22 protein-coding genes are annotated in these 22,975 nt (G+C 65.6%); 17 read left to right on the top strand and 5 right to left on the bottom strand.

Features of this window, described 5'->3' with window-relative positions; translation table 11 throughout:
* Nucleotides 1-53 precede the first annotated feature (53 nt).
* Nucleotides 54-1,142 carry a saccharopine dehydrogenase NADP-binding domain-containing protein gene (locus L5G28_RS03095; protein WP_237000264.1) on the bottom strand — a complete coding sequence of 363 codons (1,089 nt, stop codon included), beginning with the start codon at nt 1,140-1,142 and terminating at the stop codon, nt 54-56.
* 82 nt (nt 1,143-1,224) lie between these two features.
* Here L5G28_RS03095 and L5G28_RS03100 point away from each other — a divergent pair, with 82 nt between their 5' ends.
* Together L5G28_RS03100 and L5G28_RS03105 are read left to right on the top strand one after the other, a co-directional pair.
* Nucleotides 1,225-1,809, top strand: a complete 585-nt coding sequence (locus L5G28_RS03100) for a TetR/AcrR family transcriptional regulator (RefSeq protein WP_237000265.1) — start codon at nt 1,225-1,227, stop codon at nt 1,807-1,809.
* A 191-nt stretch (nt 1,810-2,000) separates the two neighbouring features.
* Nucleotides 2,001-2,510 (top strand): SRPBCC family protein, encoded by a 510-nt coding sequence (locus L5G28_RS03105; protein WP_236998190.1) that lies wholly within the window; start codon nt 2,001-2,003, stop codon nt 2,508-2,510.
* Between the two features lie 69 nt (nt 2,511-2,579).
* On the opposite strand, the gene L5G28_RS03110 is transcribed toward L5G28_RS03105, so the two are convergent.
* The 4 genes from L5G28_RS03110 to L5G28_RS03125 all read right to left on the bottom strand — a co-directional run bounded on the left by L5G28_RS03110 (nt 2,580) and on the right by L5G28_RS03125 (nt 6,370).
* Nucleotides 2,580-3,386, bottom strand: coding sequence for a hypothetical protein (locus L5G28_RS03110; protein ID WP_236998189.1), 807 nt, complete (start codon nt 3,384-3,386; stop codon nt 2,580-2,582).
* Nucleotides 3,387-3,458: 72 nt separating this feature from the next.
* Entirely contained in the window at nt 3,459-4,199 is a 741-nt protein-coding gene (locus L5G28_RS03115) for a FadR/GntR family transcriptional regulator (protein WP_236998188.1), read from the bottom strand.
* Between the two features lie 181 nt (nt 4,200-4,380).
* Nucleotides 4,381-5,307 carry an enoyl-CoA hydratase gene (locus L5G28_RS03120; protein WP_236998187.1) on the bottom strand — a complete coding sequence of 309 codons (927 nt, stop codon included), beginning with the start codon at nt 5,305-5,307 and terminating at the stop codon, nt 4,381-4,383.
* Between the two features lie 16 nt (nt 5,308-5,323).
* A complete protein-coding gene (locus L5G28_RS03125) occupies nt 5,324-6,370 on the bottom strand; it encodes a phosphotransferase family protein (RefSeq protein ID WP_236998186.1) in 1,047 nt (348 codons plus the stop codon).
* Between the two features lie 243 nt (nt 6,371-6,613).
* Here L5G28_RS03125 and L5G28_RS03130 point away from each other — a divergent pair, with 243 nt between their 5' ends.
* From L5G28_RS03130 to L5G28_RS03200, 15 genes are all read left to right on the top strand, one after another.
* On the top strand, nt 6,614-8,092 hold the full coding sequence (locus tag L5G28_RS03130) for a class I adenylate-forming enzyme family protein (RefSeq protein ID WP_236998185.1): 1,479 nt from the start codon (nt 6,614-6,616) through the stop codon (nt 8,090-8,092).
* Nucleotides 8,093-8,136: 44 nt separating this feature from the next.
* Nucleotides 8,137-9,315, top strand: a complete 1,179-nt coding sequence (locus tag L5G28_RS03135; RefSeq protein ID WP_236998184.1) for a thiolase family protein — start codon at nt 8,137-8,139, stop codon at nt 9,313-9,315.
* A gap of 68 nt (nt 9,316-9,383) precedes the next feature.
* Nucleotides 9,384-10,145: a 3-hydroxyacyl-CoA dehydrogenase gene (locus L5G28_RS03140; protein WP_236998183.1), complete on the top strand. Its 762-nt coding sequence runs from the start codon at nt 9,384-9,386 to the stop codon at nt 10,143-10,145.
* On the top strand, nt 10,145-11,182 hold the full coding sequence (locus L5G28_RS03145; protein WP_236998182.1) for an NADP-dependent oxidoreductase: 1,038 nt from the start codon (nt 10,145-10,147) through the stop codon (nt 11,180-11,182). The genes L5G28_RS03140 and L5G28_RS03145 overlap by 1 nt, the downstream gene beginning before the upstream one ends.
* 68 nt (nt 11,183-11,250) lie before the next feature.
* On the top strand, nt 11,251-12,015 hold the full coding sequence (locus tag L5G28_RS03150; RefSeq protein WP_236998181.1) for an SDR family NAD(P)-dependent oxidoreductase: 765 nt from the start codon (nt 11,251-11,253) through the stop codon (nt 12,013-12,015).
* A gap of 52 nt (nt 12,016-12,067) precedes the next feature.
* Nucleotides 12,068-13,360, top strand: a complete 1,293-nt coding sequence (locus L5G28_RS03155) for an acyl-CoA dehydrogenase family protein (protein WP_237000266.1) — start codon at nt 12,068-12,070, stop codon at nt 13,358-13,360.
* Between the two features lie 141 nt (nt 13,361-13,501).
* The gene (locus L5G28_RS03160; protein ID WP_237000267.1) at nt 13,502-14,527 is read left to right on the top strand and encodes an ABC transporter substrate-binding protein; all 1,026 of its coding nucleotides are present in this window, start codon (nt 13,502-13,504) and stop codon (nt 14,525-14,527) included.
* An 11-nt stretch (nt 14,528-14,538) separates the two neighbouring features.
* Nucleotides 14,539-15,378 carry an ABC transporter ATP-binding protein gene (locus L5G28_RS03165; RefSeq protein ID WP_236998178.1) on the top strand — a complete coding sequence of 280 codons (840 nt, stop codon included), beginning with the start codon at nt 14,539-14,541 and terminating at the stop codon, nt 15,376-15,378.
* 43 nt (nt 15,379-15,421) lie between these two features.
* Nucleotides 15,422-16,276 carry an ABC transporter permease gene (locus L5G28_RS03170; protein WP_237000268.1) on the top strand — a complete coding sequence of 285 codons (855 nt, stop codon included), beginning with the start codon at nt 15,422-15,424 and terminating at the stop codon, nt 16,274-16,276.
* A 192-nt stretch (nt 16,277-16,468) separates the two neighbouring features.
* Nucleotides 16,469-17,452 (top strand): ABC transporter substrate-binding protein, encoded by a 984-nt coding sequence (locus L5G28_RS03175; protein WP_236998176.1) that lies wholly within the window; start codon nt 16,469-16,471, stop codon nt 17,450-17,452.
* 194 nt (nt 17,453-17,646) lie between these two features.
* A complete protein-coding gene (locus L5G28_RS03180; RefSeq protein ID WP_237000269.1) occupies nt 17,647-17,796 on the top strand; it encodes a hypothetical protein in 150 nt (49 codons plus the stop codon).
* 43 nt (nt 17,797-17,839) lie between these two features.
* Complete coding sequence (locus L5G28_RS03185) at nt 17,840-17,980, top strand: hypothetical protein (RefSeq protein ID WP_236998174.1); 141 nt, start codon at nt 17,840-17,842, stop codon at nt 17,978-17,980.
* Between the two features lie 163 nt (nt 17,981-18,143).
* The gene (locus L5G28_RS03190) at nt 18,144-20,507 is read left to right on the top strand and encodes a CaiB/BaiF CoA transferase family protein (protein WP_237000270.1); all 2,364 of its coding nucleotides are present in this window, start codon (nt 18,144-18,146) and stop codon (nt 20,505-20,507) included.
* Between the two features lie 5 nt (nt 20,508-20,512).
* Nucleotides 20,513-21,772 (top strand): acyl-CoA dehydrogenase family protein, encoded by a 1,260-nt coding sequence (locus L5G28_RS03195; RefSeq protein WP_236998172.1) that lies wholly within the window; start codon nt 20,513-20,515, stop codon nt 21,770-21,772.
* Between the two features lie 71 nt (nt 21,773-21,843).
* The gene (locus L5G28_RS03200; protein ID WP_236998171.1) at nt 21,844-22,950 is read left to right on the top strand and encodes an acyl-CoA dehydrogenase family protein; all 1,107 of its coding nucleotides are present in this window, start codon (nt 21,844-21,846) and stop codon (nt 22,948-22,950) included.
* Nucleotides 22,951-22,975 lie beyond the last annotated feature (25 nt).

The raw sequence follows: 22,975 nt of genomic DNA on the forward strand, positions 1-22,975 counted from the left end.
GGTTCGGAGCGCCCAGGGGCATGATGCTTCTATCCGCGCAGCAGCCCGACGGTTCAGTTCTGGGTAGCTAGGGAGTACGCGCCACCACAGGATTCTGCGAGGCCTGGTCCGAACAGTTCTGCGGGCGTGTAGACACCGGGTTTGCCTTGATCAGCGGCTAGTCGTGCGGCTACTTCAGCTGCAACGGCCGCAGTAACGTTGTTTGCGTCTCCCCAGCGCAGCCAGCCTTCCCGAACCGTGCCGTTTGCCCATTCCGCGCGCGCATGCGCCCACGAGTGCCGCCGAGAGGCAGCGCGTTCGGGGGTCTTAACCGCTGATAGGAGGTGAACTGCGGAGCGTCGAAGCGGTCCGAGGTGCATCCACGGCAGCACCGCACGTATCGCCATGCTCGCAACGCCGGTAGGCGATTCACTCGAGGCTGATTCGATGGCGGGAGCGCCGCTCGCACGCTGTGCGGCAAGCAACTCGGCTAGAGGTGCTAGTGCCGTTGTCACGGTGTCGCCGTCGGGTGTCACGAGCGAGGTCGGCCTGCCGAACAGTGGAGCAGAGGCGAGTCTCGCATCAGCGATGACGCGAGACTCGTACCGGCCGCCTCCCGGTGTGCCGGGGATTCCGTCGAGGAGAGATCCGGCGATCGCGTCACCCACGCGACCTGCTGCTGAAGAAACCGCCGGGATCATGTCGATTCGAGCCTTGCTAGCGGGCGGGAGGCCGGCGGTCAACCATGTGAGAAGGCTCTCGGTCGCCGTAACGCCAAAACCGGCCCCGGTGACGATGGTCTGTCCCGATCGTCGTGCGGCGTCATCGCGTTCGCGGTGGCCCAGGATGGTCGCTAGATCGTTCGCTAGGTCGATGTAATGCCCTCCCGATTCGGCGGCGGCTTTCGTCAGTTCGCCAGCGGTCTGCCTGAACGGGCCCACGGTGTTGACCACAACAACAGGCTCCTCTCGGCGAATCGCCGCGGCCATGTCGGCGGGGGACTCGGCAACGACTACTCGTGAGCCGGCAGGCGCCGACAGCGCCTCCAACTTCTCGCGGTTGCGTCCCACGAGCACCGGCGTTACGCCGCGCGCAGTCAACTGTTCGCCTATCGCCTCGCCCGTCCTGCCGGTAGCGCCGAGTATCCAGACTTCGTTCGGCATGCTGCTCCTTATATTGTGATGACATCCCGTGTCATCACGGTACATGTGATGACACGGGATGTCATCGGTTAGGTTGAAAGGCATGGCGAGATGGGAAGCGGATGCCAGTGGACGCTTGCAGCGCGCGGCGATCGAGTTGTTCGCGCAGCAGGGCTTCACGGAAACGACAGTGCCGCAGATCGCGGTTCGCGCAGGAGTGACGACCCGCACCTTCTTCCGGCACTTCCCGGACAAGCGTGAGGTGCTGTTCGCCGGCGAGGAGGGACTTGCAACTACGTTTGCCGACCTGATCGATACTGCCCCGTCCGAACTTGCTGCGCTCGGCACACTTGAGCACGCACTGAAAGCGGCCGCGGACGAAGGATTCGAGCAGCGCCGTGACTGGATGCGGCAATGGCGGGCGATCGTCAACGCTGAGCATCCCCTGCGAGAACGCGGACTCAGTAAGCAACAAATGCTCGTGACGGCCGCCGTGAAGGCACTGAGAAAACGAGGGGTCGACCCGGTGACAGGCGAACTCGCTGCAGGAATGGCACTCGTGGCATTTCAAGCTGCTGCAGCGGAGTGGGTTGCCGACGAAGCGGCCACACGCCCGCTGAGCAGCTACCTCGAGGTATCGTTCTCCCACGTGCGGCAGGTAGCGGCCGCAGACCACCTCCGCATGTGACGCGTCACCAATCCTCGCCGACTCGGACGCGGCGTCGTGTCGCAGGGACGAAATTCGAAGTAGCGATCCCGGTGCAAGTAGCGGGGAGGCTGTTGGAATGGCCAGCGGGGAAGTAGGCGTTCCGGCAACCTGCGCGGCCCGTATGCGTCGAGGCTCGGCCTCGACGCATACGCGAGACGTATCGTGTCAGCATGGCCCGCATCAAGGAAGTGTCCGACGACGTCATCATCGCCGTCGATCCGTTGACCGCGTACGAGCACGTCAGCGACGTCACGCAAATGCCCCGGTGGAGTCCCGAGAATACCGGCGCCGTGATCGAGGAGTCTGCGGGCGACGAGCACACGGGCCAGGCCTACGTCGGCATGAAGTTCGTCGGGTCGAATGCGCGGAGCGGAGTCCGTTGGCGAACGGGGTGCGAAGTGACCGCGGCCGACCCTGGTCGACGGTTCGCGTTTCGAGTGCGCGAGTACGGATTCCGCAGGCCGTTTCTCAAGGTCCCGGTCGCGTCGTGGGCGTACACCTTTGAGCCGGTTGCAGAAGGGTGTCGGGTCACTGAGACCTGGACTGACGACCGAGGCTGGCCCGATGCTGTGGCGGCGGTGTTCGACCGGGTCGCCACCCGAAAGCCCGGTTTCGCGGAGTTCCAGCGGGGAAACATCCGGCGGACGCTCGACGGCCTGAAGGTCGAACTGGAGCAATAGTATGCCCTCGCGATCGTGACGGTGACCCTGGAGGTCGCTGCTCAGCGCATCGCACTTCGAGACTTTCGTCTAGTCCGCCCATCCATCGAAGAATGCGTCGTCGAGTTCATCGGGATCGACAGTGTTGTGGCGCAGGTAGATCGTCCGCCCGAACCTCGGGCCTGTCGAGCGCAGCTGACTCTCACTCACGTACACCCGGCGACGGACGGTCCCCGCCTTCGAGTTTGCGACGCTGACTGCGAGCAGGTAGTCGGCGGGCAGGGCGTCGTCGGGGTGCGCCGGGTAGCTGACGACGTCGTCGACCGTCCCGATGGACACACGGGCGTCGGCGAAGCTCTGACGGGACGGACGTGCAATTCCGGTGTGTGTCCCTTGGGCTGATCGGACCGCTCGTTCGTAGAGCACGTCGTCGACGTCGTCGGGCTCGACCGTGTTGTGGCGGAATTCGATCCTGTCCCCGACCGAGAGCGAGCCGTAGAACCCTCTGATCTCACGGCGAATGGTGACCGCGCCCGGCAACTCGGCCTCCACCTCGAGGTCGTACGTGTCCGGGCCCTCTCCGCCGGTGTGCTCGATCACCTTGGTGACCCAGCCGGCAGTCAGATGCCCGTCGGCATAGCGTGCTTCGGCGAGCTGGCCGCTCGCATGTGAGCCGAAGCCCACGCAGAGAAGGACGAGTACCACCGCCCCTGCGATCACACCCCAGAAAGCTGGGCCACCGACGCGCTGGGTGACCACACTCCAGACCACGTACGCGATGCCTCCCACCCCCGCGAGCAGTCCGACCCAGAAGTAGAAGTCAGCGCGGTGGGACCAGCGTCGGATGCGCACACGGGTCTCCGACGTTCGCGCCTGCCGCAACCATTCATCGTTCATCCCGTCACCAGTCCTCCGCTGCCCCTTGTAGGTAGCCTATTCAGGGCGCGGACGTCTCGGGGTCGGTCGGTGTCAGCCGACGGTGCCCCACGCGATCGGGGTGTCGAGGACTTCGGGGTAGTGCTTCTCTTCATAGCGCCAGATCGCGTCGATGTGCTCCTGCATGGCCGCCAACGCACTTACCGGGTCGCGGTCGGCCACCGCGAGGTAGATCTTCTCGTGGATGTCGCACGTCGCGGCCCGACTACGTCGCGAGTACTCCATGCCAACGGCCGAGCCGTCGATGAGGTCCAGCAGTGCGTGGATGAGATATCCGAAGATCGCGTTACCGGAGCCGCGCGCGACCGTGTCGTGAAACACCCGGCTCATCTCGACGAAGATCGTCGTGTCGTCGAGGTTGGCACGCATGTGATCCACCGAGTGCTTCAGTTCGGCGATCTGCTCATCGCTGATCCGTTCCGCGGCCAGCCGCGCCATCATCGGTTCGAGCGCCGTTCGTGCCTCGACGACGGTCCGGAACGGAGCATTCTCGAACTGCAGGAGCAGTGTGATGGCCGTCGACAGGGCTTCGCCGTCGGGCTGACGGACGATCGGCCCGCCACCGGGACCAGGCTTGAGAGAGATCACGCCCTGCAACTCGAGGAAGCGCAGGGACTCGCGAAGAGTGCCGCGGCCGACGCCGTACTCCTCCAACATCACCCGCTCCGGCGGCAGCCGGTCGCCGATCTGGTTACCTCGCTCGTTGATCCCCTCCACGATTCGCTGCGCCACCAGCATCGCCGTCTTCTGCGGACGCAACTCCGATCGTGCCATCACCCGTAACCCTCCATACCCGGCCGCACCCCTGTTCCGTCGCGGTCCATTCGCCAATCAAATCATGACTATCGTTACCTGAGAAGGACTATAGAGTCCCACGGCGCGGAGTGCGGGAAGGTGACCGCGCGCGAACGCGCGATTCGTCCCGCTGGGGGCGGGCCGGTCGGGACAGTCGGGGTCAAGGGCGGTAGGGGTCTGCTCGCTCGATCGGCGGCGCGTTCTTCCAGTCGGGGAGCCCGTCTTCGGGGCGGCCGACGGGGCTCTCGCCGCCGGACCGGTAGGTCCACTGGGCGTGACTGAGCTGGTGGATGGTGAAGCAGGCATCGAGCGCGGTGGAGAAGCCCATCGCGTCCTGGCTCTGATTCACAGAGTCCTTCACGAGCAGCGCAGCCATGCTCGGCACCTTGGCGATCCGCCGAGCGAACTCCAGGGTGCTCTCGTGCAGTTCGTCGGCCGGGAAGATCTTGCTGACCATCCCCAGAGCGCGTGCGTCCTCGGCGTCGAGGCAGTCACCGGTCAGCAACAGCTCCTTCGCCTTCCGAGGGCCGAACTCCCACGGGTGCCCGAAGTACTCGACACCGCACATGCCGAGGCGGGTCGCGACCACATCGGCGAACTGAGTCCCCTCGGCTGCGACGATCAGATCGCACGCCCACGTGAGCATTAGCGCCGCGGCGAACACGTTGCCGTGGACCTCGGCGACGGTGATCTTGCGCAGATTGCGCCAGCGCTTCGTGTTCTCGTAGAAGTAGTGCCACTCCTGGTGGTACCGGGACTCGACGGCGTCGTGTGTGGCACCGGTGCAGGTGTACGACCAGTGCTGATCGGGCCCGGGATCACGTTCGGCGCGGTACTCGGAACTGCCCAGATCGTGCCCGGACGAGAACGCCGGGCCCTCGCCGGCGAGGACCACCACGCGCACGGTGTCGTCGCCCTCGGCGCGAAGGAACGCCTCGGTGAGCTCGACCAGCAGACCGCGGTTCTGGGCGTTGCGATAGCGCGGACGATTCAGCACGATGCGCGCGATCGTGCCCTCGTCGTAGGTCTCGTAACGCAGGTACTTGTAATCGACGGGCGTGGTGGGGTCGCCTGAGAGGTCAGTCATGGGAGGGTCTTTCCGATCAGCGGGTTTGGTGAGGCGCATGCGTGAGACGCAGCGCCTGGTCGAGAAGCGACTGAGAGACGCCGTGAAAGTGGCGACCCAGCTCGAGGTCGGCCTTGCCCGCGCATGCGCGTGCGTGCGTGCCTTCGAGGATGATGCCGAGCCGGTAGCAGGCGAGCACTTGGTACCAGTCGAAGTCGGTCATGTCGCGGCCGCTCACCTGGCCGTAGCGCGCGATCAGTTCCGCGCGCGGGGGTAGACCGTCGAGCTGGCGGGCGAGACCGACCGTGCGTGACTCGTCGGGGTTGGGCCAACTTGCGAGCAGGTGTCCCAGGTCGAGAAGCGGATCGCCGACAGTGCCGAGTTCCCAGTCGACGATCGCTGCGACCTGTGGCCGATCGCGGCGGAACATAACGTTGCCGAAGTGGTAGTCGCCGTGAATGATGCCCTTGGTCCACGCTGTGGGCCGGTTCTCGTCGAGCCACCGGCCGATCTCGTCGACACCGTCGAGTTGGGGGCCGGGCCAGCCCTCGAGATCGTGGTACGAATCGAGTTGTCGTCGCCAGCGGCCGACCTGGCGGTCGAGCCATCCGTCGGCACGGGCGACCTGCTCGGCGCCGACGAGCGCCGGATCTACGTGGGAGAGCAGCGCGGCGCCGTCGACGATCGACAATCCCATCGCATGCTGCATCTCGGGGGAGGCGGCGACCGGTTCGGGGACCTCGGTGGTGGCGGTGAATCCGTCGACGGCCTCCATCACGAAGAACACGTATCCGAACACGTCGAGGTCGTCGCACGACGCGACGAGTCGGGGGTGCGGCACATCGCTTCCGGTGAGGGCCGCGAGCAGGCGCGCCTCGCGCCTCATCGTCTCGTCGCTGTTGCTGCGCTTATGCAGCGGCGGACGGCGGAACACGTAGTCCTTGCCGGAGCGGGAGAAGCGAACGAGAATGTTCTGGGTTCCACCGGCCAGCCGCGTGACGTTCTCGATCGGGCCGGAGCCGACGTTCTTCTGGTCCAACCACTCGGTCAGTGTCGCGACGTCCAGCGGTTCTGGCTCGCTCATCGGTCAACCTCGTCTCTCGGTACTAGTCTTGCCCACCGCCGGGGCGTGTCACGGCGGCGTACCGCGCGTGATTCAGGTCATCTCGTACATCGAAGCTAACATATCCAGGCGAACGATAATCATGAATACTCGAAATTGCGGCGCATAATTGTTATCGTTTCTCGCAGGTCGCCCCGGAAGCCCGCCTGAGCAGGTCGGTGTCGGGCGCACTTCGTCATTCAAACGTCTTCGTCAGGTGGTGCAATGGGTATCGAAATGGTCCTGGACATGGCTGTGTCTGTCCATCCCGAACGGCAGGCACTGGGCCGTCGCGGCTCGGGTATGACCTACGAGCAGCTCAACGACGCGGCCTGCCGTGGCGCTGCGATTCTGCGGGAACACGAAGCCGCGCACGTCGTGTTCGTGGGTGTCAACGGTCCGATCCTGCCGGTTCTGACCTTCTCGTCCGCGCGTGCGGGCATCCCGATCGCTCCATTAAACTACCGGCTCCCGGCCGACCAACTGCGGGATCTCATCGGACAACTCGACAAGCCGGTGATCGTCGCCGACAGCGCTTACCGAGACAATCTGGACACGGCCGCGGACGTCGTTCTCACCAGCGCCGAGTTCCTCGAGCTGGCGTCGTCGGAGGGGCCGACCGTGACCGATACGGCCGACGACCGATCGACGGCCGTCGTGCTGTTCACCAGCGGCACCACGTCGGCACCGAAGGGCGTTCTCCTTCGCCACCAGCACCTGCTCTCGTACCTGTTGAACACCGTCGAGTTCGCATCAGCCGCCGACGACGAGGCGACACTGGTCAGCACCCCGCCGTACCACATCGCGGGCATGGGCGCGGTGCTCAGTAACGTCTACGCCGGCCGCCGGATGGCGTACCTCCCAGACTTCACGCCGCAGGGATGGCTCGACCTGATCCGGGGCGAGGAGATCACCTCGGCGATGGTCGTCCCGACCATGCTCGCGAGGGTCGTCGATCACCTCGACGGCCGCAGCGGCGACTCGCCGCGGCTGGGTACCCTTGCGTACGGCGGCGCTCGGATGCCGCAACCGGTCCTCGAGCGTGCGCTCGTCGCCTTCCCCGACACCGGATTCGTCAACGCTTACGGGCTCACCGAGACCAGTTCGACCATCGCAGTGCTCGGCCCTGACGACCACCGCGAGGCTCTGGCCGACCCGGACCGGAAGGGAAGGCTCTCATCGGTCGGGCGCATCGTCCCGGGCATCGAGGCGCAGATCCGCGACGAGGAAGACGCGGTGCTCGCGGCCGGCGAGACCGGCCTGTTGTGGGTGCGCGGTGGACAGGTCAGCGGCGAGTACATGGGCAAGGGTTCGGCGCTCGACGCGGACGGTTGGTTCCCCACTCGGGACCAGGCGCGCATCGAGGACGGCTTCCTTTACATCGGCGGCCGCGCGGATGACACGATCATTCGCGGCGGCGAGAACATCGCACCCGCCGAGATCGAAGACGTGCTGGCCCATCACGTCGACGTCCGCGACCTGGCAGTGATCGGCGTGCCCGACGACGAGTGGGGTGAACGGATCTGCGCGGTGATCGTGCCGACCGGGGCGTCTCACGCGAGTGCCGACGAGGTCCGATCGTGGTGCCGCGAGCGCCTGCGCGGGTCGCGGACCCCGGACGACGTCGTGTTCGTCGAGGAACTGCCGCGAACCGCCACCGGCAAATTGGTCCGCCGCGACCTGGTCGCCCAGGTCGCCGACTGATCGGGCCGGTTCGGCCCACCACTTATCTATATCGAGGAGTATTCATGCGTAACGCGGTGATCGTCGACGTCGTCCGCTCGGCGTCGGGCCGAGGGAAGCCGGGGGGAGCACTCTCCGGCGTCCATCCCATCGACCTGTTGGCCGACGTGCTGCGCTCGTTGATGGAGCGCAATGAGATCGATCCGGTCCTGGTCGACGACGTGGTCGGCGGATGCGTCAGCCAAGCGTCCGAGCAGGCGGGCAACATCACCCGCGCGGCGTCGCTGGCCGCGGGTCTGCCCGAGTCCACGCCCGCCACCACGGTGACGCGGGCATGCGGCTCGAGCCAGCAGGCCGTCCAGTTCGCGGCGCAGGGCGTCGTCGCCGGCGCGTACGACGTCGTGATCGCGTGCGGCGTGGAGTCGATGAGCCGCGTACCGATGGGCACCGCGTCGATGGGCCACGACCTGGTCGGCACCGGGTTGGCGCAGCGCTACCCGGAGGGCTGGATCAGCCAGGGCGTAGCCGCCGAACTCGTCGCCCGCAAATATGGCCTGACCCGCGACGACGTCGACGCGTACGCAGCGCAATCGCACGGCCGCGCCGCCGCCAGTGCCGCAGCGGGACACTTCGACCGGGAGATAGTTCCGGTCACGACACCGGACGGTCTGCACACCGTCGACGAAACCATCCGCGCGGGCACCACCACCGAGGGGTTGGGGGGTCTGCGGCCGTCGTTCTACTCGGCGGAGTCGGAGGCGCGGTTCCCCGACCTGGGCTGGATGATCACGCCGGGCAACTCGTCCCCGCTCACCGATGCGGCGGCCGCCACGCTGATCATGTCGGAGGAGAAGGCGATCGCACTCGGCCTCACTCCGCGCGCCCGTGTCGTCGACTTCACCGTCGCAGGCGACGACCCGGTGATCATGCTGACCGCACCGATCCCCGCGACCCGCAAGCTCCTAGATCGCACTGGGCTGACGATCGACGCAGTGGACGTCTACGAGGTGAACGAAGCGTTCGCGTCGGTGCCTCTGGCATGGGCTCGAGCGTTCGACGCCGACCCGAGTCGGTTGAACCCGGCCGGCGGAGCGATCTCCCTCGGACACGCGATCGGCGCATCCGGCGTGCGTCTGCTCGCGACCATGGTCGGCGAGCTCGAGCGCACCGACGGGCGGTACGGCCTGCAGACCATGTGCGAGCACGGGGGCATGGCCAACGCACTTCTCATCGAACGCATCTGACACCACAGAGTCGTCGGTGAACGCCGCGCGACAACGACATTCGGCGACAGCCGAGAAGGGCGAAACACGTGAACGTCAACGGGAAGGTCGCGCTGATCACCGGAGGTGCCTCCGGCTTGGGGCTGGCGACTGCTCGGACATTGCTGGACGAGGGCGCCAAAGTGGTGCTCCTGGACCTGCCGACGTCGAAGGGGGCGGAGGTGGCCGCGGAGTTGGGCGAGAACGTTCGGTTCGCCCCAGGCGACATCACCGATGAGAACGCGGTCGTGGCGGCGCTCGACTTGGCCGAGGAACTCGGCGAACTGCGCGCAGTCGTCAGTTGCGCAGGCACCGGACGATCGCTGCGTGTAGTCGGAAAGAAGGGCGTCTTCCCGCTGGACGTGTTCACTCGAGTCGTCACGATCAACCTCATCGGCACCTTCAATGTCGTCCGACTGGCCGCTGAGCGGATGACGCGGTTGCAGGTCGACGGCGAGGAACGCGGCGTCATCGTCACCACTGCATCGGTGGCGGCGTTCGAGGGGCAGATCGGACAGGCCGCGTACGCCGCGTCGAAGGCAGGGGTTGCCGGAATGACCCTTCCGCTGGCCCGCGACCTCGCCTCGCAGGCGATCCGCGTCGTGTCCATCGCGCCCGGATTGTTCGACACTCCGCTCCTGGCCGGGTTGAACGAGGAGGCCAAGGCCTCGCTCGGGGCTCAGACTCCGCATCCCAGCCGTCTCGGTAACCCGACGGAATTCGGTTCGCTGGCATCGCACATCGTCGCAAATCCGATGCTCAACGGCGAGGTGATCCGCCTGGACGGTGCGATCCGGATGGCACCGCGCTGATGACCGGGCCCCACGACGGACGTGAATGGGTTCTGCGCTCGCGTCCGCACGGGCGCCCACAGAACTCCGACGTTGAACTGGTTGCGAGCAGGACCGCCGACCTCGCCGACGGCGCAGTACGAGTGCGGAACCTGGTGATGTCGGTTGAGCCGTACATGCGCGGCCGGATGGGTGGCGAGTCGACGTACGCCGAGCCGTACCCGATCGGCGAGCCGCTGCGCGCCCCGACCGTCGGCCGGGTGATCGAGTCCGCCGATTCCACGGTGCCGGTCGGCACGTTGGTGCTGCACGACTACGGGTGGCGTGAGTACTCGTCGGTCCCGGTCAGCGAGTGCCGTGTGCTCGGCGACGACCGGATCGACCCGGCCGCGTACCTCGGCGTGTTGGGGATCCCCGGAATGACCGCCTGGGTGGGGCTCGACCGGATCGCCCAGGTGCGTGCCGGCGATGTGGTGTTCGTGTCGTCGGCGGCCGGAGCGGTCGGCTCCACCGCGGTCCAGTTCGCGAAGCTGCGGGGTGCCACGGTGATCGCCAGTGCCGGTTCGCCGGAGAAGGTGGAGCTCGCCCGAGACCTCGGGGCTGACGCGGCGTTCGACTATCACGGCGGTGAGGTCGGGCGGCTGCTCCGCTCGGCACTCGCCGAGATCGGGGCCGGCGGCATCGACGTGTACTTCGACAACGTCGGCGGCGAACACCTGGAGGCCGCGATCCGCGTGCTCAACGATCACGCTCGCATCGCGTTGTGCGGGATGATCAGCATCTACAATTCCGCCACCCCGCTACCCGGTCCGAGCAATCTCATCAAGCTCGTCTGGCGCCGGGCTCGGATGGAGGGCTTCCTGCTCCGCGACCACCTCGCCGCCCGCGACGAGTTCGAGCAGCAGATGTCCGGATGGGTGCGCACAGGTCGGATCAGAGGGGTGCACACTGCTTTCGACGGCGGTGTCGCCGGTGCCTGGGACGCCTTCCTCGGCATGCTCGACGGCCGCGCGACCGGTAAGGCAATCGTCCCGCTGTCGGCGGGAGACTGCCTTTGACCGGACCACACCGGCACCCGCCGGCCCCGACAGCCGAGCACGAGTTCGACGATCAAGGAGATACACCGATGACGACTTCAGGTCTTCCACTCGAGGGCAAGGTCGCCCTCGTCACCGGCGGCAGCCGAGGGCTCGGCCGCGAAATGGTCCTCGCCTTCGCTCACGCGGGCGCCGACACGGTCATCGCGAGCCGCAAGCTCGACGGGTGCGAGAAGCTCGCCGAGGAGGTCACTGCCGCCACCGGTCGGCGGGCACTGCCGCTGGCGTGCCACGTCGGAGACTGGGATGCCCAGGACGATGTCGTCGCGCGAGTGTACGAGGAGTTCGGCAAGGTCGACATCCTGGTCAACAACGCCGGAATGTCGCCACTGTACGAGAACCTCGAGGACATCAGCGAAGCGTTGTTCGACAAGGTCTTCGACGTCAATCTCAAGGGAGCCTTCCGGCTGACGACGTTGATCGCGCCGCGCATGGTCGAGGCGGGCGGCGGCTCGATCATCAATATCAGTTCCATCGCATCGGAGCGTCCGACGCCCGGCGACCTTCCCTACGGCGCGGCCAAAGCCGGGCTCAACATTCTGACCAAGGGCTTCGCCCAGGCATACGGGCCGACGGTACGTGTCAACGCCATCATGGCCGGACCGTTTCTCACCGATATCAGCAAAGCGTGGGATATGGACGTGGTCGCCGAGAAGATGAAAGTCCTCCCCCTTGGGCGGGCAGGCGATCCGGTTGAGATCGTCGGTGCCGCGCTGTACCTCGCCGGTCCCGGTGCCGGCTACACCACCGGGGCGATCATTCCCGTCGACGGTGGCCGCACAGCCATGCGCTGAACACCGATCGACCGCCGACAATCCACCCCTACACACGATGAGGAACCACGATATGAGCTGGGGATTCGAAACAGACGCCGAGTACCAGAAGGTCCTGGAGTGGGCCGACGAGTTCGTCACCAACGAGGTCGAACCGATCGACCAGGTCATCACCCACGCGTGGGATATGAAGGACCCGTTGCGACAGAAGCTGATTCCGCCGCTGCAGGACAAGGTTCGGGAGAAGGGCCTGTGGGCGACCCATCTCGGCCCGGAGCTCGGCGGCCAAGGGTTCGGGCAGCTCAAGCTGGCGCTGCTCAACGAGATCGTCGGGCGCACTCACTCGGGGCCCATTGTCTTCGGTGCGCAGGCACCGGACTCGGGCAACACCGAGATCCTCGCGCACTACGGCACGCCGGAGCTCAAGGATCGCTACCTCAAGCCGCTCATTGATAACGAGATCGTGTCCTGCTACGCGATGACCGAACCGCAGGGCGGATCCAATCCGGTGGAGTTCGAGACCACCGCGGTGCTTGACGGCGACGAATGGGTCATCAACGGCGAGAAGTGGTTCGGATCGAACGCACGCTTCGCGTCGTTCTACATCATCATGGCGGTCACGGACCCGGAGGCGGAGCCGCACCGACGTCTGTCGCAGTTCATCGTCCCGGCAGAGACACCGGGCGTCGAGATCGTCCGCAACACCGGTGTCTGGGGCCACGACTACGAGGTCGGCACTCATGCCTACACCCGATGGACAGATGTACGTGTCCCTGCCGATCACATCCTGGGCGGCGTCGGCCAGGGATTCGAGGTTGCGCAGACCCGACTCGGCGGCGGACGCATTCATCACGCGATGCGGACGGTCGGTCTGGTGCGACGATCGCTCGACATGATGCTCGAGCGCGCCGTGTCGCGGACCACCCGCGGAAAGCGTCTCGGTGATCAGCAGATGGTGCAGGAGATGATCGCCGACTCGTGGCTGCAGATCGAGCAGTTCCGGTTGCTCGTGCTGCGGACGGCGTGGCGGATCGATGAGGAGAACGATTACCGAAAGGTCATCAAGGACATCGCGGCGGTCAAGGCGGCGATGCCGAAGGTGTTGCTCGATGTCACCTCGCGTGCGGTCCAGCTGCACGGATCCCTCGGTGTCTCCAAGGAACTACCGCTGGGCAAGTGGCTGCTGGAGTCGTACCACATGGGTCTTGCCGACGGCGCGACCGAGATTCACAAGGTGAGCCTCGCCAGGCAGCTGCTTCGCGGCGCCGAGGCGACCGACGGCTTGTTCCCCACGTATCATCTGCCGGCACTCCAGGAGCAGGCGCGGGCCAAGTTCGCAGAGGAACTGGCCGCTCTGGAGGAGTGATCGACCCCCAGCGCATCCCCCGATACTCGTCATTGACCTGGACCGTTTAGATCTATTGACACCTCTAATTCTATGCGTATGATTAGGTTCATACTCAGATTGATGCAGTGACTGGCATCACGGAATTCCGGAGGAAGATCTATGCGGGCTCGATTGATGACAATGTCGGGGGTCGCGCTGCTGTTGGCGGCGTCGCTCGCCGCGTGCGGTGGTGGCGACGATGCGACGGGCGACTCCGCCGACGGATCGTCGACGGCGAAAGTCTCCGTCACGCCGGGCACCATCTGGGGGATTCCGATCGCCGTCGCTGAGAAGAACGGCTACTTCAAGGACGCGGGGATCGACGTGACCGTCCAGGCCTCGCCGTCCGGGATGGGTCACAACCAGCTCCTGGCTAGTGGTGTCGAGGACTTCGGTCCGTCGTCGCCGAGTCAGGCGCTCGCCGCGATTCAGCAGGGGCAGGATGCCACCATCTCCTGCGGCGGCAACCACCGAACCCCGACCGCGATCGTCGCCCCGGCGGGCAGCACGCTGCCGAGTGCCGCGAAAGGGGCTACCAGCCTCGACGTCCTTCGCTCGCTGAAGGGCAAGACGCTGGGCATGCCGGCCGCGGCGGGCACCGGCACCGCAAACCTGATGGCGCAGACCCTCGCCAGTGTCGGCCTGAAAGAAGGCGACTACACACTGGTCAACATCGGCTCGGGCACCACGGCTCAGGCCGCGCTGGTATCCAAGCAGGTCGACGCGGCGATGGCCGCGACGCCGACCGGCGAGACCGTGGTCGGCGACGGCACTGCCGTGCAGCTCGCCGAGCTGTCTGACGACGTCCCCAACTACCAGTTGATCGGCGGAGTCTGGCAGAGCCGAGCGTCGTGGGTGAAGGACAACCCCAAGGCGACCGAGGCGTTCTGTGCAGCGATGGGGAAGGCCTACGAATACTTGCAGAACCCGGCCAACGCGAAGTCTGTCGATCAGTTCGTTCTGGACGGAGTGGGCGCCAAAACCGCACCGAGCGCGGTGACGGCGATCCGCGAGAACTTCTCGGTGATGACCGCCGACGTCCCTGAAGCGGAGATGACCAAGACCATCGACGTGCTCACCTCCATCGGTGTGCTCAAGCCGCAGCCTGCGGTCACGTACGCCCAGGCCGTCGCGACGCAGAGTTGAGGAGATTCGAGATGACGAACACCCAGGTCACCGCAGATCCGGCGTTGAGCTTCGAACACATCTCCCAGGTGTACGGAGGGTCCGGCGGAGTCGAGCGCTTCGTCGCGCTCGAAGATGTCAGCTTCGAGGTTCCCGAGGGACAGTTCATCGCGATCGTCGGCGCCAGCGGATGCGGCAAGACGACGCTGCTGAACATGGCCGCTGGACTCGCCGAACCGACCAACGGCACCGTTCTCGTGTCGAACAAACCGCCGCGCTCGCCGAATTACGATCTCGGCTACATGTTCGCCCGCGACTCACTCCTCCCGTGGCGGACCGCCCGCAAGAACGTCGCTCTCCCGCTCGAGGCGCGCAAGGTCTCGGCTGCCGAGCGCAAGAAGCGCGCCGACGAGATGCTGGCCTTGGTCGGGCTCGCGGGCAAGGAGAAGCAGTTCCCGGCACAGCTCTCGCAGGGCATGCGCCAGCGGGTGGCCATCGCGCGCACGCTCGTCTCCGATCCGGAGATGCTCCTGATGGACGAGCCGTTCGCCGCTCTCGATGCCCGGACCCGGCTGCGCATGCAGGCCGAGTTCCTCAAGATCTGGGAGAAGGATGTCGACGCCGAGGGGCGCACCCGGCGCACGGTCTTTCTGGTCACCCATGACCTGCAGGAGGCGACCGTGATGGCCGATCGGGTCATCGTGATGCTTCCGAGTCCCGGACGTATAGCGACCGATCTGCTCGTCGATCTGCCTCGGCCGCGTGCTCACCTCGTTGACGAGATCATCTTCACCGAACGGTTCCGCGAAATTCAGCACGAACTGTTCGAGCAGCTCGAGGGCGCGGTGGCATCGAGTGCGGACGCACCCTGACCGACACCGCGTGAACCCGTCACTCCATACCAGACAGGCGACCATGACCACTCACGTCGAAACCCCCTCTGCCCAAGCGACGACCCCCGCCCAATCCCCAACGGCGACGCCGTCGATGACCAAACGGTTGCGTCTGCTCCCGTCACGGCGGACGTCGCTGGTGCTGACGACCCAGCTCGTCATCATCGTCGGCTTCCTCGTGCTGTGGGAAGTCGCGGCGAACCAGGGGTGGGTCAACCCGCTCTTCGTGAGCAAACCCTCCGAGGTGTGGTCGGCACTGACCGACTATCTGACATCCGAGCAGATGCGCTCGTCGATGGGGGCGACCCTCATCGCAGTTATCCAATCGTTCGTCATCGGTTCGGTGGCGGGCGTGCTCATCGGCTGTGTCTTGGGCACCAACCCGTTCCTGGATCGGGTTTTCGGTCCGTTCTTGGTGCCGCTCAACGCAGTTCCTCGTATTGCGCTGGCGCCGCTGTTCGTCGCGTGGTTCGGCCTCACCGGAACCTCAAAGGTCGTGATGGGCGTGTCGATCGTGTTCTTCCTGCTCGTAGAGAACTCGCGTTCGGCAGTCAAGGGTGTCGACCGCGACCAGATGACGATGGCCCGCGTCGTCGGCTTGAACAAGCGTCAGTTGATGACGAAGGTGATTCTGCCGTCGGCTGTTCCGACGATCTTCGCCGGCCTGCGGTTGGCCATCACCTACGCCATCCTGGGCGTCATCGCGAGTGAGATGATCGCGGCCAAGAACGGTCTGGGCCAGGACATCGTTCGGTACAGCAGCGAGTTCCAGATCAACTATGTGTTTGCGGTCCTGATCGTCCTGGCAGCCCTGGCGACCGTGGCGAGTGTCGGTTCGAGCAGGTTCGAACGCCGACTCCTGCGCTGGCAGGACTGACGCAGGAAGGCCGCGCGGTCGCCTCTGCGGCTCTCGGACACCGACTGGTGTGCGGCCTCGACAAGATTTCGCCAATCCATCACAATCCTCATTTTCATGATTATGATTGCCATCACAAGTAGACGCCACTAGGTGGTGGGGTCATTACATGGAGGTTTTGACATGCGGGCAGGAATTCTTAGGCTTTCGGGAGTGCTGCTGTTGGCAGCGTCGCTCGCCGCCTGTGGCAGCGGCGAAGGCGATTCCGCGGACGGCTCGGGTGCGCAGGTGAAGGTGTCGGTAACGCCAGGCGGCATCTGGGGCATCCCGATCGCGGCGGCGGAGCAGCAGGGGTACTTCAAGAGTGCGAACATCTCGGTCGAAGTCAGCCCGGCCCCGTCGGGCATGGGCCTGAACCAGCTGCTCGCCAGCGGTGCTGCCGACTACGGGGCTTCGTCGCCCAGCCAGGCCTTTGCCGCGGTTCAGCAGGGTCAGGATGTCACCACCTCGTGCGGCGCCTCCGGTAAGGTGCCGACTTCGATCGTCGCGCCGAAGGGGTCGTCGTTGCCGTCGGTCGCGAAGGGCGCAAGTGCCACGGACGTCCTCAAGTCGCTCCGCGGCAAGACGCTGGGCATGCCGGCTGCGGCGGGCACGGGTACCTCGAATCTGATGGTGAAGACTCTGGAGAGCGTCGGGCTGCAGGAGGGTGACTACACCCTGGTGAACGTCGGGTCGGGCGGCACGGCGCAGGCTGCGTTGGTCGCCGACCAGGTCGACGCAGCGATGGTCGTGACGCCGACGGCCGAGACGATCGTTGCGGAGGGGAACGCGGTTCCGCTCGTGGAGCTCTCCCAAGAACTGCCCAACTATCAGTTGCTCGGCGCGGTGTGGCAGAGCCGCAAGTCATGGGTGGAGGAGAACCCGAAGACGGCCGCGGACTTCTGCGCGGCGATGGCCAAGGCGTACGGCTACATGAACGACCCGGCCAACGCTGATGGCGTCGACAAGCTGATCACCGACGCAGTCGGGGCCGGCACTCCTGCCGACGCGGTGACCGAGATCCGGAAGAACTTCAACGTTCTCGACGCGGCGGTCGATCCGGCGCTGTTCCAGAAGACGGTCGACGCCCTCACTTCGGTGGGTGTGCTCGAGCCGGAGCCTGCGGTCACCTATGACGAGGCGATCATGATCAAGTAGGACTCGCTTGGGACGGTGCCGCCCGGAGTGGGTCATTCCCTCCGGGCGGCGCCGTGTCCGAGTGCTTTCGGCCGCCGAAAGCGCTTGCCATAATCCATGACTATGATTATAGTGAACATAGATAATACGCGCGCCGGTGCATGAGAGCTAGATGACATGCGATCACTCGGCGCACCTACGGCGAAGGAGCGGACATGTCCGACACCACCCCTGGCGCGGAAGCCACCAACGGAAGCCGACTGCGCTGCAACGAGTGCACGTCCGAAGCGATCGTGACGACGGCCGGCGGGTCGTCGTTGGCCTGCTGCGGAGTGGCCCTCGAGGTCATCTTCGTCGGCGGCTGACGCGTCCCACGCCATTGACACGTCACGACATCGAGGAGAAACCATGAACGAGATCGGCAAGCGCTACACCTGCGCACAGTGCGAGACCCAGGTCATCTGCGTGAAGAAGGGGGAGGGGAGCTTCACGTGCCACGGTGCACCGATGGAGCTGCTCACCGCAAAGCCTCTCCCGTCGTCCGACTAGATCCGAAGCTCACCAGAGGCCCGGAGCTCGCTAGTAGACCCGAACTCGCTAGAAGACCCGAACTCACTAGAAGACCCGAACTCACTAGAAGACTCAGGGCCGCGTGACTCGTCGAAGCTTCGACGAGTCGGAGCGAGCGCCGCATTACAGAAGGAGTGCTCACATGGCTGGTCCCTTGGACGGGCTCGTCGTGGTCGATGCGAGCTGGGGTATGCCGGCTGCCGTCTCAACGATGATGCTGGCCGACTACGGCGCCCGAGTCGTCAAGCTCGAGCGGCCCGGCGGAACCGGTGACGTGCCGTCGGCGTTGCGCAAGACCACCGACCGCGGAAAGTGGAGTGTCGAAGCCGACCTCGCCACGGCGGAGGGGCGCGCAATCGCCGAACAGCTTCTCGCAGGTGCGGACGTCTTCGTCGAATCGTTCGGCACCGGGCGGGCCGAATCACTCGGCATGGGATACGAACGGCTGCACCAGAAGTTCCCCGAGCTCGTCTACTGCTCGGTTACCGGATACGGCAACACCGGCCCTCTGACGTCGCGCCCCGGTTACGAGGCTCTGCTCAACGCGCGTCTCGGTCAGATGTCCGAACAGGTCGGACACCGCGACGGCCCGATTTTCATGGGGCACCCGACGGTGTCGTACGGCACTGCCTTCATCACCACCATCGGGATCCTGGCGGCCCTCCGCGCGCGCAAGATTAACGGCGCAGGCCAGAAGGTCGACACCTCTCTCCTCGACGGGATGCTCGCAATCTCGTCGATGAACTGGTGGTGGAACGAGAAAGACATCTCCTACCTGGCCCGCAGCGGGACCCAGACAGGCTTCGGTAATAAGCGCCTGATCACCGACCCGTTCCAATGCGCAGACGGCAAGTGGCTGATCCCGCACACCGGCGGCCCGGGATCGTACAAGCGGATGATGGATCTCCTCGGTTTCGGCGAACAGACCCAGCGGATCGACGGCCCCGAGATGGCTGTTCCGCTCAACGAAGTCGAGCTCGACATCGCCCGGAATCAGGTGCCACAGGCATTCCGGACCCGCCCGCGAGACGAATGGCTCGAACTCTTCCACGCCGCCGACATCGCGGCACTGCCGCTTCTTCATCCTGAAGAGACGTTCTCCGATGACCAGGTCGAGTTCGCTGAGGTCGCCGTCGAGATCCCGGACACCGAGCACGGAACCCTGCGCCAGATCGGCCCGGTGATCCGCTTCGACAAGTCTGCTCCCGCAGTGCCGCAGCCTGCGCCGCTCGTCGGCGAACACAACGCGCGTCTCGGCGAGATCTCACGGTCCGCTGTGTGGGCGTCGGCACCCGCCGCGGAGAAGATCGCGGCCCCGCTGCAGGGAGTCAAGATTGTCGACTTCAGCTCGTACTTCGCGACTGGCTTCGGGGCCCGGCTGCTGTCGGATCTCGGTGCCGAAGTCGTCAAGGTCGAACCTCTCGTCGGTGACCAGATGCGTCCTCTGGGCGACCTCTTCGAGGGCGCCAACCGAGGCAAGCGGAGCATCGCGTTGGACCTGCGCACCGCGGACGGTCAGGCGATCGCCCACCGCCTGGTCGCGGACGCCGACGTCGTCATGCAGAACTACCGTCCCGGAAAGGCCGAGAAGATCGGTCTGGGATACGAACAGCTCAAGGCCGTCAATCCCGACCTGATCTATGCGTACCTCCCGGGCTTCGGTTCGGCCGGCCCCAAGTCGACGCTCAAGTCGTTCGCTCCGCTGGTCTCGGGACTCGTCGGACTGAACTTCGAGGGGGCGGTCGAGGGCAACGCGCCGATCCGTCGCGTCATCGGTAACGAAGACCTGTACAACGGGTTCCTCGGCGCAGTCACCGTGCTGCTGGCGCTCCACCACCGGCTGAACACCGGCGAAGCGCAGTACGTGGAGAGCCCGCAGCTGCACTCGAGCCTGTTCGTGATCAGCGAGCACTCGGCGACACTCGACGGTGCGGCGGTGCCCGCCCACCAGCTCGACTCCGAACAGATGGGGCTTTCTCCGCTGTACCGCCTCTACCGGACCTCCGATGGTTGGATCGCGATCGCGGTATTCGGTGACGCCGCCTTCTGTCGCCTAGCCGACGCTCTGAACCTCCTCGGCCTGGCCAGTGACGCGCGGTTCGCCGACGCGGCCCTACGCCGGACGAACGCGGACAGCCTCGCGGAACTGCTCACCGCCCGCTTCGCGGAGCTCACCAGCGACGACGCGTTCGCGATCCTTGACGGCAACGCGGTCCCCGCCGAGATCCCGCTCGATCACCCGGCCATGCCGGAGCTGCTGTGGGAGGAATGGGCCACCGACTCCGGTCGCGTCGTCGAACACCACCACGAAGAGTACGGCTGGTCGCGCGAGGTCGGAATGGTGATCCACCTGTCCGACACTCCCGGACGTTTCAAGGGCGGCAGCCCGCGTCTCGGCCAGCATACGGCTGAGATCCTCGACGAACTGGGCTGGAGCGCGGACGAAGCCGCCGCGCTGATGGCCTCCGTGTGCAAGCTGCCCACTGCTGCAGCAAAGGAATCGTAAGAATCATGGACATCACCTATCCCGCGGCCGCCGAAGAGTACCGCGTTCAGATACGCACGTTGCTCGAATCGGAGCTTCCGGACGACTGGCAGGGCATCGGTGCCTTGCCGTTCGCCGAGCAGGAAGTGTTCCTCAAGAACTGGCGCAAGGTGCTATCCGACAATGGGCTCCTCGCCGTCTCGTGGCCGAAAGAGGTCGGCGGAGCCGGACTGTCGGGCATCGAGCAGGTGGTTCTCAACGAGGAGCTCATGCGACTCGGTGTGCCCGACGGCACTGAGAACGACACCCTCGGCATCAAGCTGCTCGGCAACACGATCGGTGTCCTGGGCACCGACGAGCAGAAGGAGTACTTCCTGCCCCGTGTGCTCTCCGGAGAGCACGTCTGGTGTCAGGGATATTCCGAACCCGAAGCCGGCTCCGATCTCGCTGGCATGCGTACGCGGGCCGTCCGGGACGGCGACGAATGGGTGATCAACGGTCAGAAGACCTGGACGTCGCAGGGACACAGCGCGAACTGGATCTTCGTGATCGCCCGCACCGATCCGACGGTCGCCAAGCACAAGGGTCTGTCGTTCCTCCTGGTGCCGATGGACCAGCCCGGTGTCGAGGTCCGCCCGATCCTCAACGCCGCCGGATACGTCGCGTTCAGCGAGGTGTTCTTCACCGATGCGCGCACGCCCGTCACTCACGTCCTTGGCGAGGTCGGCGGCGGCTGGAAGACGGCGAACACCCTCCTCGGTTTCGAGCGCGGCGTGCGAGCGACGACCGACGCGGTGCGGTTCGGTCGTGAGGTCGAGCGCCTGATCGAGCTGGCACGCGAGCGAGGACTGACTGATGATCCGCGGATCCGCGCGGAACTGGCCTGGTGCTGGTCGCGCGTGCAGACCATGCGGTTCCGCGGCTACCGCGCCCTGACCAAGCTGCTCAACGGCGGCTCGTACGGTGTGGACGGATCGTTCTCGAAGGTGATCTGGAGCGAGTTCTTTCAGCGGCTCACCGAGATCGGCATGGAGATCCTGGGCCTCGAAGCGCTCACGCCGAGCGGCGCAGGCAACGACGGCATCCTCGTGACACCGAACCCGGGCACGGACAACTCGTCGAAGTGCTGGACGGACATCGCACTGTATGCGCGCGCCGCGACGATCTACGGGGGCAGCTCGCAGATCCAGCGCAACATCATCGGAGAACAACTCCTCGGGCTCCCCAAGGAACCGCGCCTGGACGGCGGGCCGTTCCAGGACATCGGGCGTCGTCAACCCGCCTGACTCGAAACGTCCACGCCCTCGAACCTCTTCGCTGCTGTGCCGGCGACCTGGATGAAACGGAAAACACCAGCATGTATTTCGAATTCGACGATGATCAGGAGGAGTTCCGCAAGTCGCTGCGCCGCCTGTTGACCGAGCGTGCTCCGATGAGTCGAGTCCGCGAGTTCGCCGAGTCCGGCGACTACGACGCCGACACGTGGAACCTGCTTGCATCGAACATGGGCGTTCCCGGACTGCATATCGACGAGCAGTTCGGTGGCGGCGGGTTCACTTTCCTCGAGACCTGCCTGGTCGCGCAGGAGTTGGGGCGCGCGCTGACCCCGGTCCCGATGGTCACCACGACCGGAGCCATCGAGGCGATCCTTCGACTCGGAACTGACCAACAGAAGCAGGATCTGCTGCCGCGCCTCGTCGAGGGCTCGGCGATCGGTGCGCTCGCACTGAGCGGTCCCGACGACACCTCGGTGGACGTGGCAGGCGTGCGCGCGGTCGACGACGGCCCCGGGGCCCAGTCCCTGACCGGGCGGGTCGATTATGTGGCCTTCGGACACATCGCCGACCTGTTCGTCGTCCCGGCGCTGACACCGGCCGGGGACCAGGTGGCGCTGTACGCTGTTGATGCTAACGCCGACGGCGTCGAGGTCACTTCACAGCCGTCTCTGGATCTGACGCGTCCGGTGGCGACCGTCGAGTTCACGAACACTCCCGCGCAATTGCTCGGTGCGGAGCCCGAGCCGATCCGGCACGTCGTCGACGTGGTTCGGACGCTGCTCGCCAACGAATCACTCGGTGCTGCGGAGGCAGCGCTGGAGATGGCCGTGGAGTATGCCAAGCAGCGTGTGCAGTTCAACCGGCCGATCGGCTCGTTCCAGGCGATCAAGCACAAGTGTGCGGACATGGCGATCGCGATCGACGCGTTGCAGGCGACGGTCATGTACGCGTCGATGTGCGCCGACCAGGACAGCGACGAGTTCAGTCGCGTGTCCGTGATGGCCAAGGGGCAGGCTGCCGAGTGCCTCACCCTATGCGCATCGCAGAACATTCAGGTGCACGGTGGAATCGGGTTCACCTGGGAAGCCGACCCGCACCTGTACTTCCGGCGCGCGAAGGCCACCGAGCCGCTGTTCGGTAACAGCAAGCATCACAGCGATCTGCTCGCCGATCTGGTCGGCATCTGATCCGATCGCGATGACGCGGTGCTGC

The sequence above is a fragment of the Gordonia liuliyuniae genome (genome assembly GCF_021739025.1).
In the GTDB taxonomy this organism is placed as follows: Bacteria; Actinomycetota; Actinomycetes; order Mycobacteriales; family Mycobacteriaceae; genus Gordonia; species Gordonia liuliyuniae.

What these genes read in the sequence shown, in the direction of transcription:
- L5G28_RS03095 (WP_237000264.1), bottom strand. Translation starts at nt 1,142, where the DNA reads ATGCCGAACGAAGTCTGGATACTCGGCGCTACCGGCAGGACGGGCGAG.
- L5G28_RS03100 (WP_237000265.1), top strand. Translation starts at nt 1,225, where the DNA reads ATGGCGAGATGGGAAGCGGATGCCAGTGGACGCTTGCAGCGCGCGGCG.
- L5G28_RS03105 (WP_236998190.1), top strand. Translation starts at nt 2,001, where the DNA reads ATGGCCCGCATCAAGGAAGTGTCCGACGACGTCATCATCGCCGTCGAT.
- L5G28_RS03110 (WP_236998189.1), bottom strand. Translation starts at nt 3,386, where the DNA reads ATGAACGATGAATGGTTGCGGCAGGCGCGAACGTCGGAGACCCGTGTG.
- L5G28_RS03115 (WP_236998188.1), bottom strand. Translation starts at nt 4,199, where the DNA reads ATGGCACGATCGGAGTTGCGTCCGCAGAAGACGGCGATGCTGGTGGCG.
- L5G28_RS03120 (WP_236998187.1), bottom strand. Translation starts at nt 5,307, where the DNA reads ATGACTGACCTCTCAGGCGACCCCACCACGCCCGTCGATTACAAGTAC.
- L5G28_RS03125 (WP_236998186.1), bottom strand. Translation starts at nt 6,370, where the DNA reads ATGAGCGAGCCAGAACCGCTGGACGTCGCGACACTGACCGAGTGGTTG.
- L5G28_RS03130 (WP_236998185.1), top strand. Translation starts at nt 6,614, where the DNA reads ATGGGTATCGAAATGGTCCTGGACATGGCTGTGTCTGTCCATCCCGAA.
- L5G28_RS03135 (WP_236998184.1), top strand. Translation starts at nt 8,137, where the DNA reads ATGCGTAACGCGGTGATCGTCGACGTCGTCCGCTCGGCGTCGGGCCGA.
- L5G28_RS03145 (WP_236998182.1), top strand. Translation starts at nt 10,145, where the DNA reads ATGACCGGGCCCCACGACGGACGTGAATGGGTTCTGCGCTCGCGTCCG.
- L5G28_RS03150 (WP_236998181.1), top strand. Translation starts at nt 11,251, where the DNA reads ATGACGACTTCAGGTCTTCCACTCGAGGGCAAGGTCGCCCTCGTCACC.
- L5G28_RS03155 (WP_237000266.1), top strand. Translation starts at nt 12,068, where the DNA reads ATGAGCTGGGGATTCGAAACAGACGCCGAGTACCAGAAGGTCCTGGAG.
- L5G28_RS03160 (WP_237000267.1), top strand. Translation starts at nt 13,502, where the DNA reads ATGCGGGCTCGATTGATGACAATGTCGGGGGTCGCGCTGCTGTTGGCG.
- L5G28_RS03165 (WP_236998178.1), top strand. Translation starts at nt 14,539, where the DNA reads ATGACGAACACCCAGGTCACCGCAGATCCGGCGTTGAGCTTCGAACAC.
- L5G28_RS03170 (WP_237000268.1), top strand. Translation starts at nt 15,422, where the DNA reads ATGACCACTCACGTCGAAACCCCCTCTGCCCAAGCGACGACCCCCGCC.
- L5G28_RS03180 (WP_237000269.1), top strand. Translation starts at nt 17,647, where the DNA reads ATGTCCGACACCACCCCTGGCGCGGAAGCCACCAACGGAAGCCGACTG.
- L5G28_RS03185 (WP_236998174.1), top strand. Translation starts at nt 17,840, where the DNA reads ATGAACGAGATCGGCAAGCGCTACACCTGCGCACAGTGCGAGACCCAG.
- L5G28_RS03190 (WP_237000270.1), top strand. Translation starts at nt 18,144, where the DNA reads ATGGCTGGTCCCTTGGACGGGCTCGTCGTGGTCGATGCGAGCTGGGGT.
- L5G28_RS03195 (WP_236998172.1), top strand. Translation starts at nt 20,513, where the DNA reads ATGGACATCACCTATCCCGCGGCCGCCGAAGAGTACCGCGTTCAGATA.
- L5G28_RS03200 (WP_236998171.1), top strand. Translation starts at nt 21,844, where the DNA reads ATGTATTTCGAATTCGACGATGATCAGGAGGAGTTCCGCAAGTCGCTG.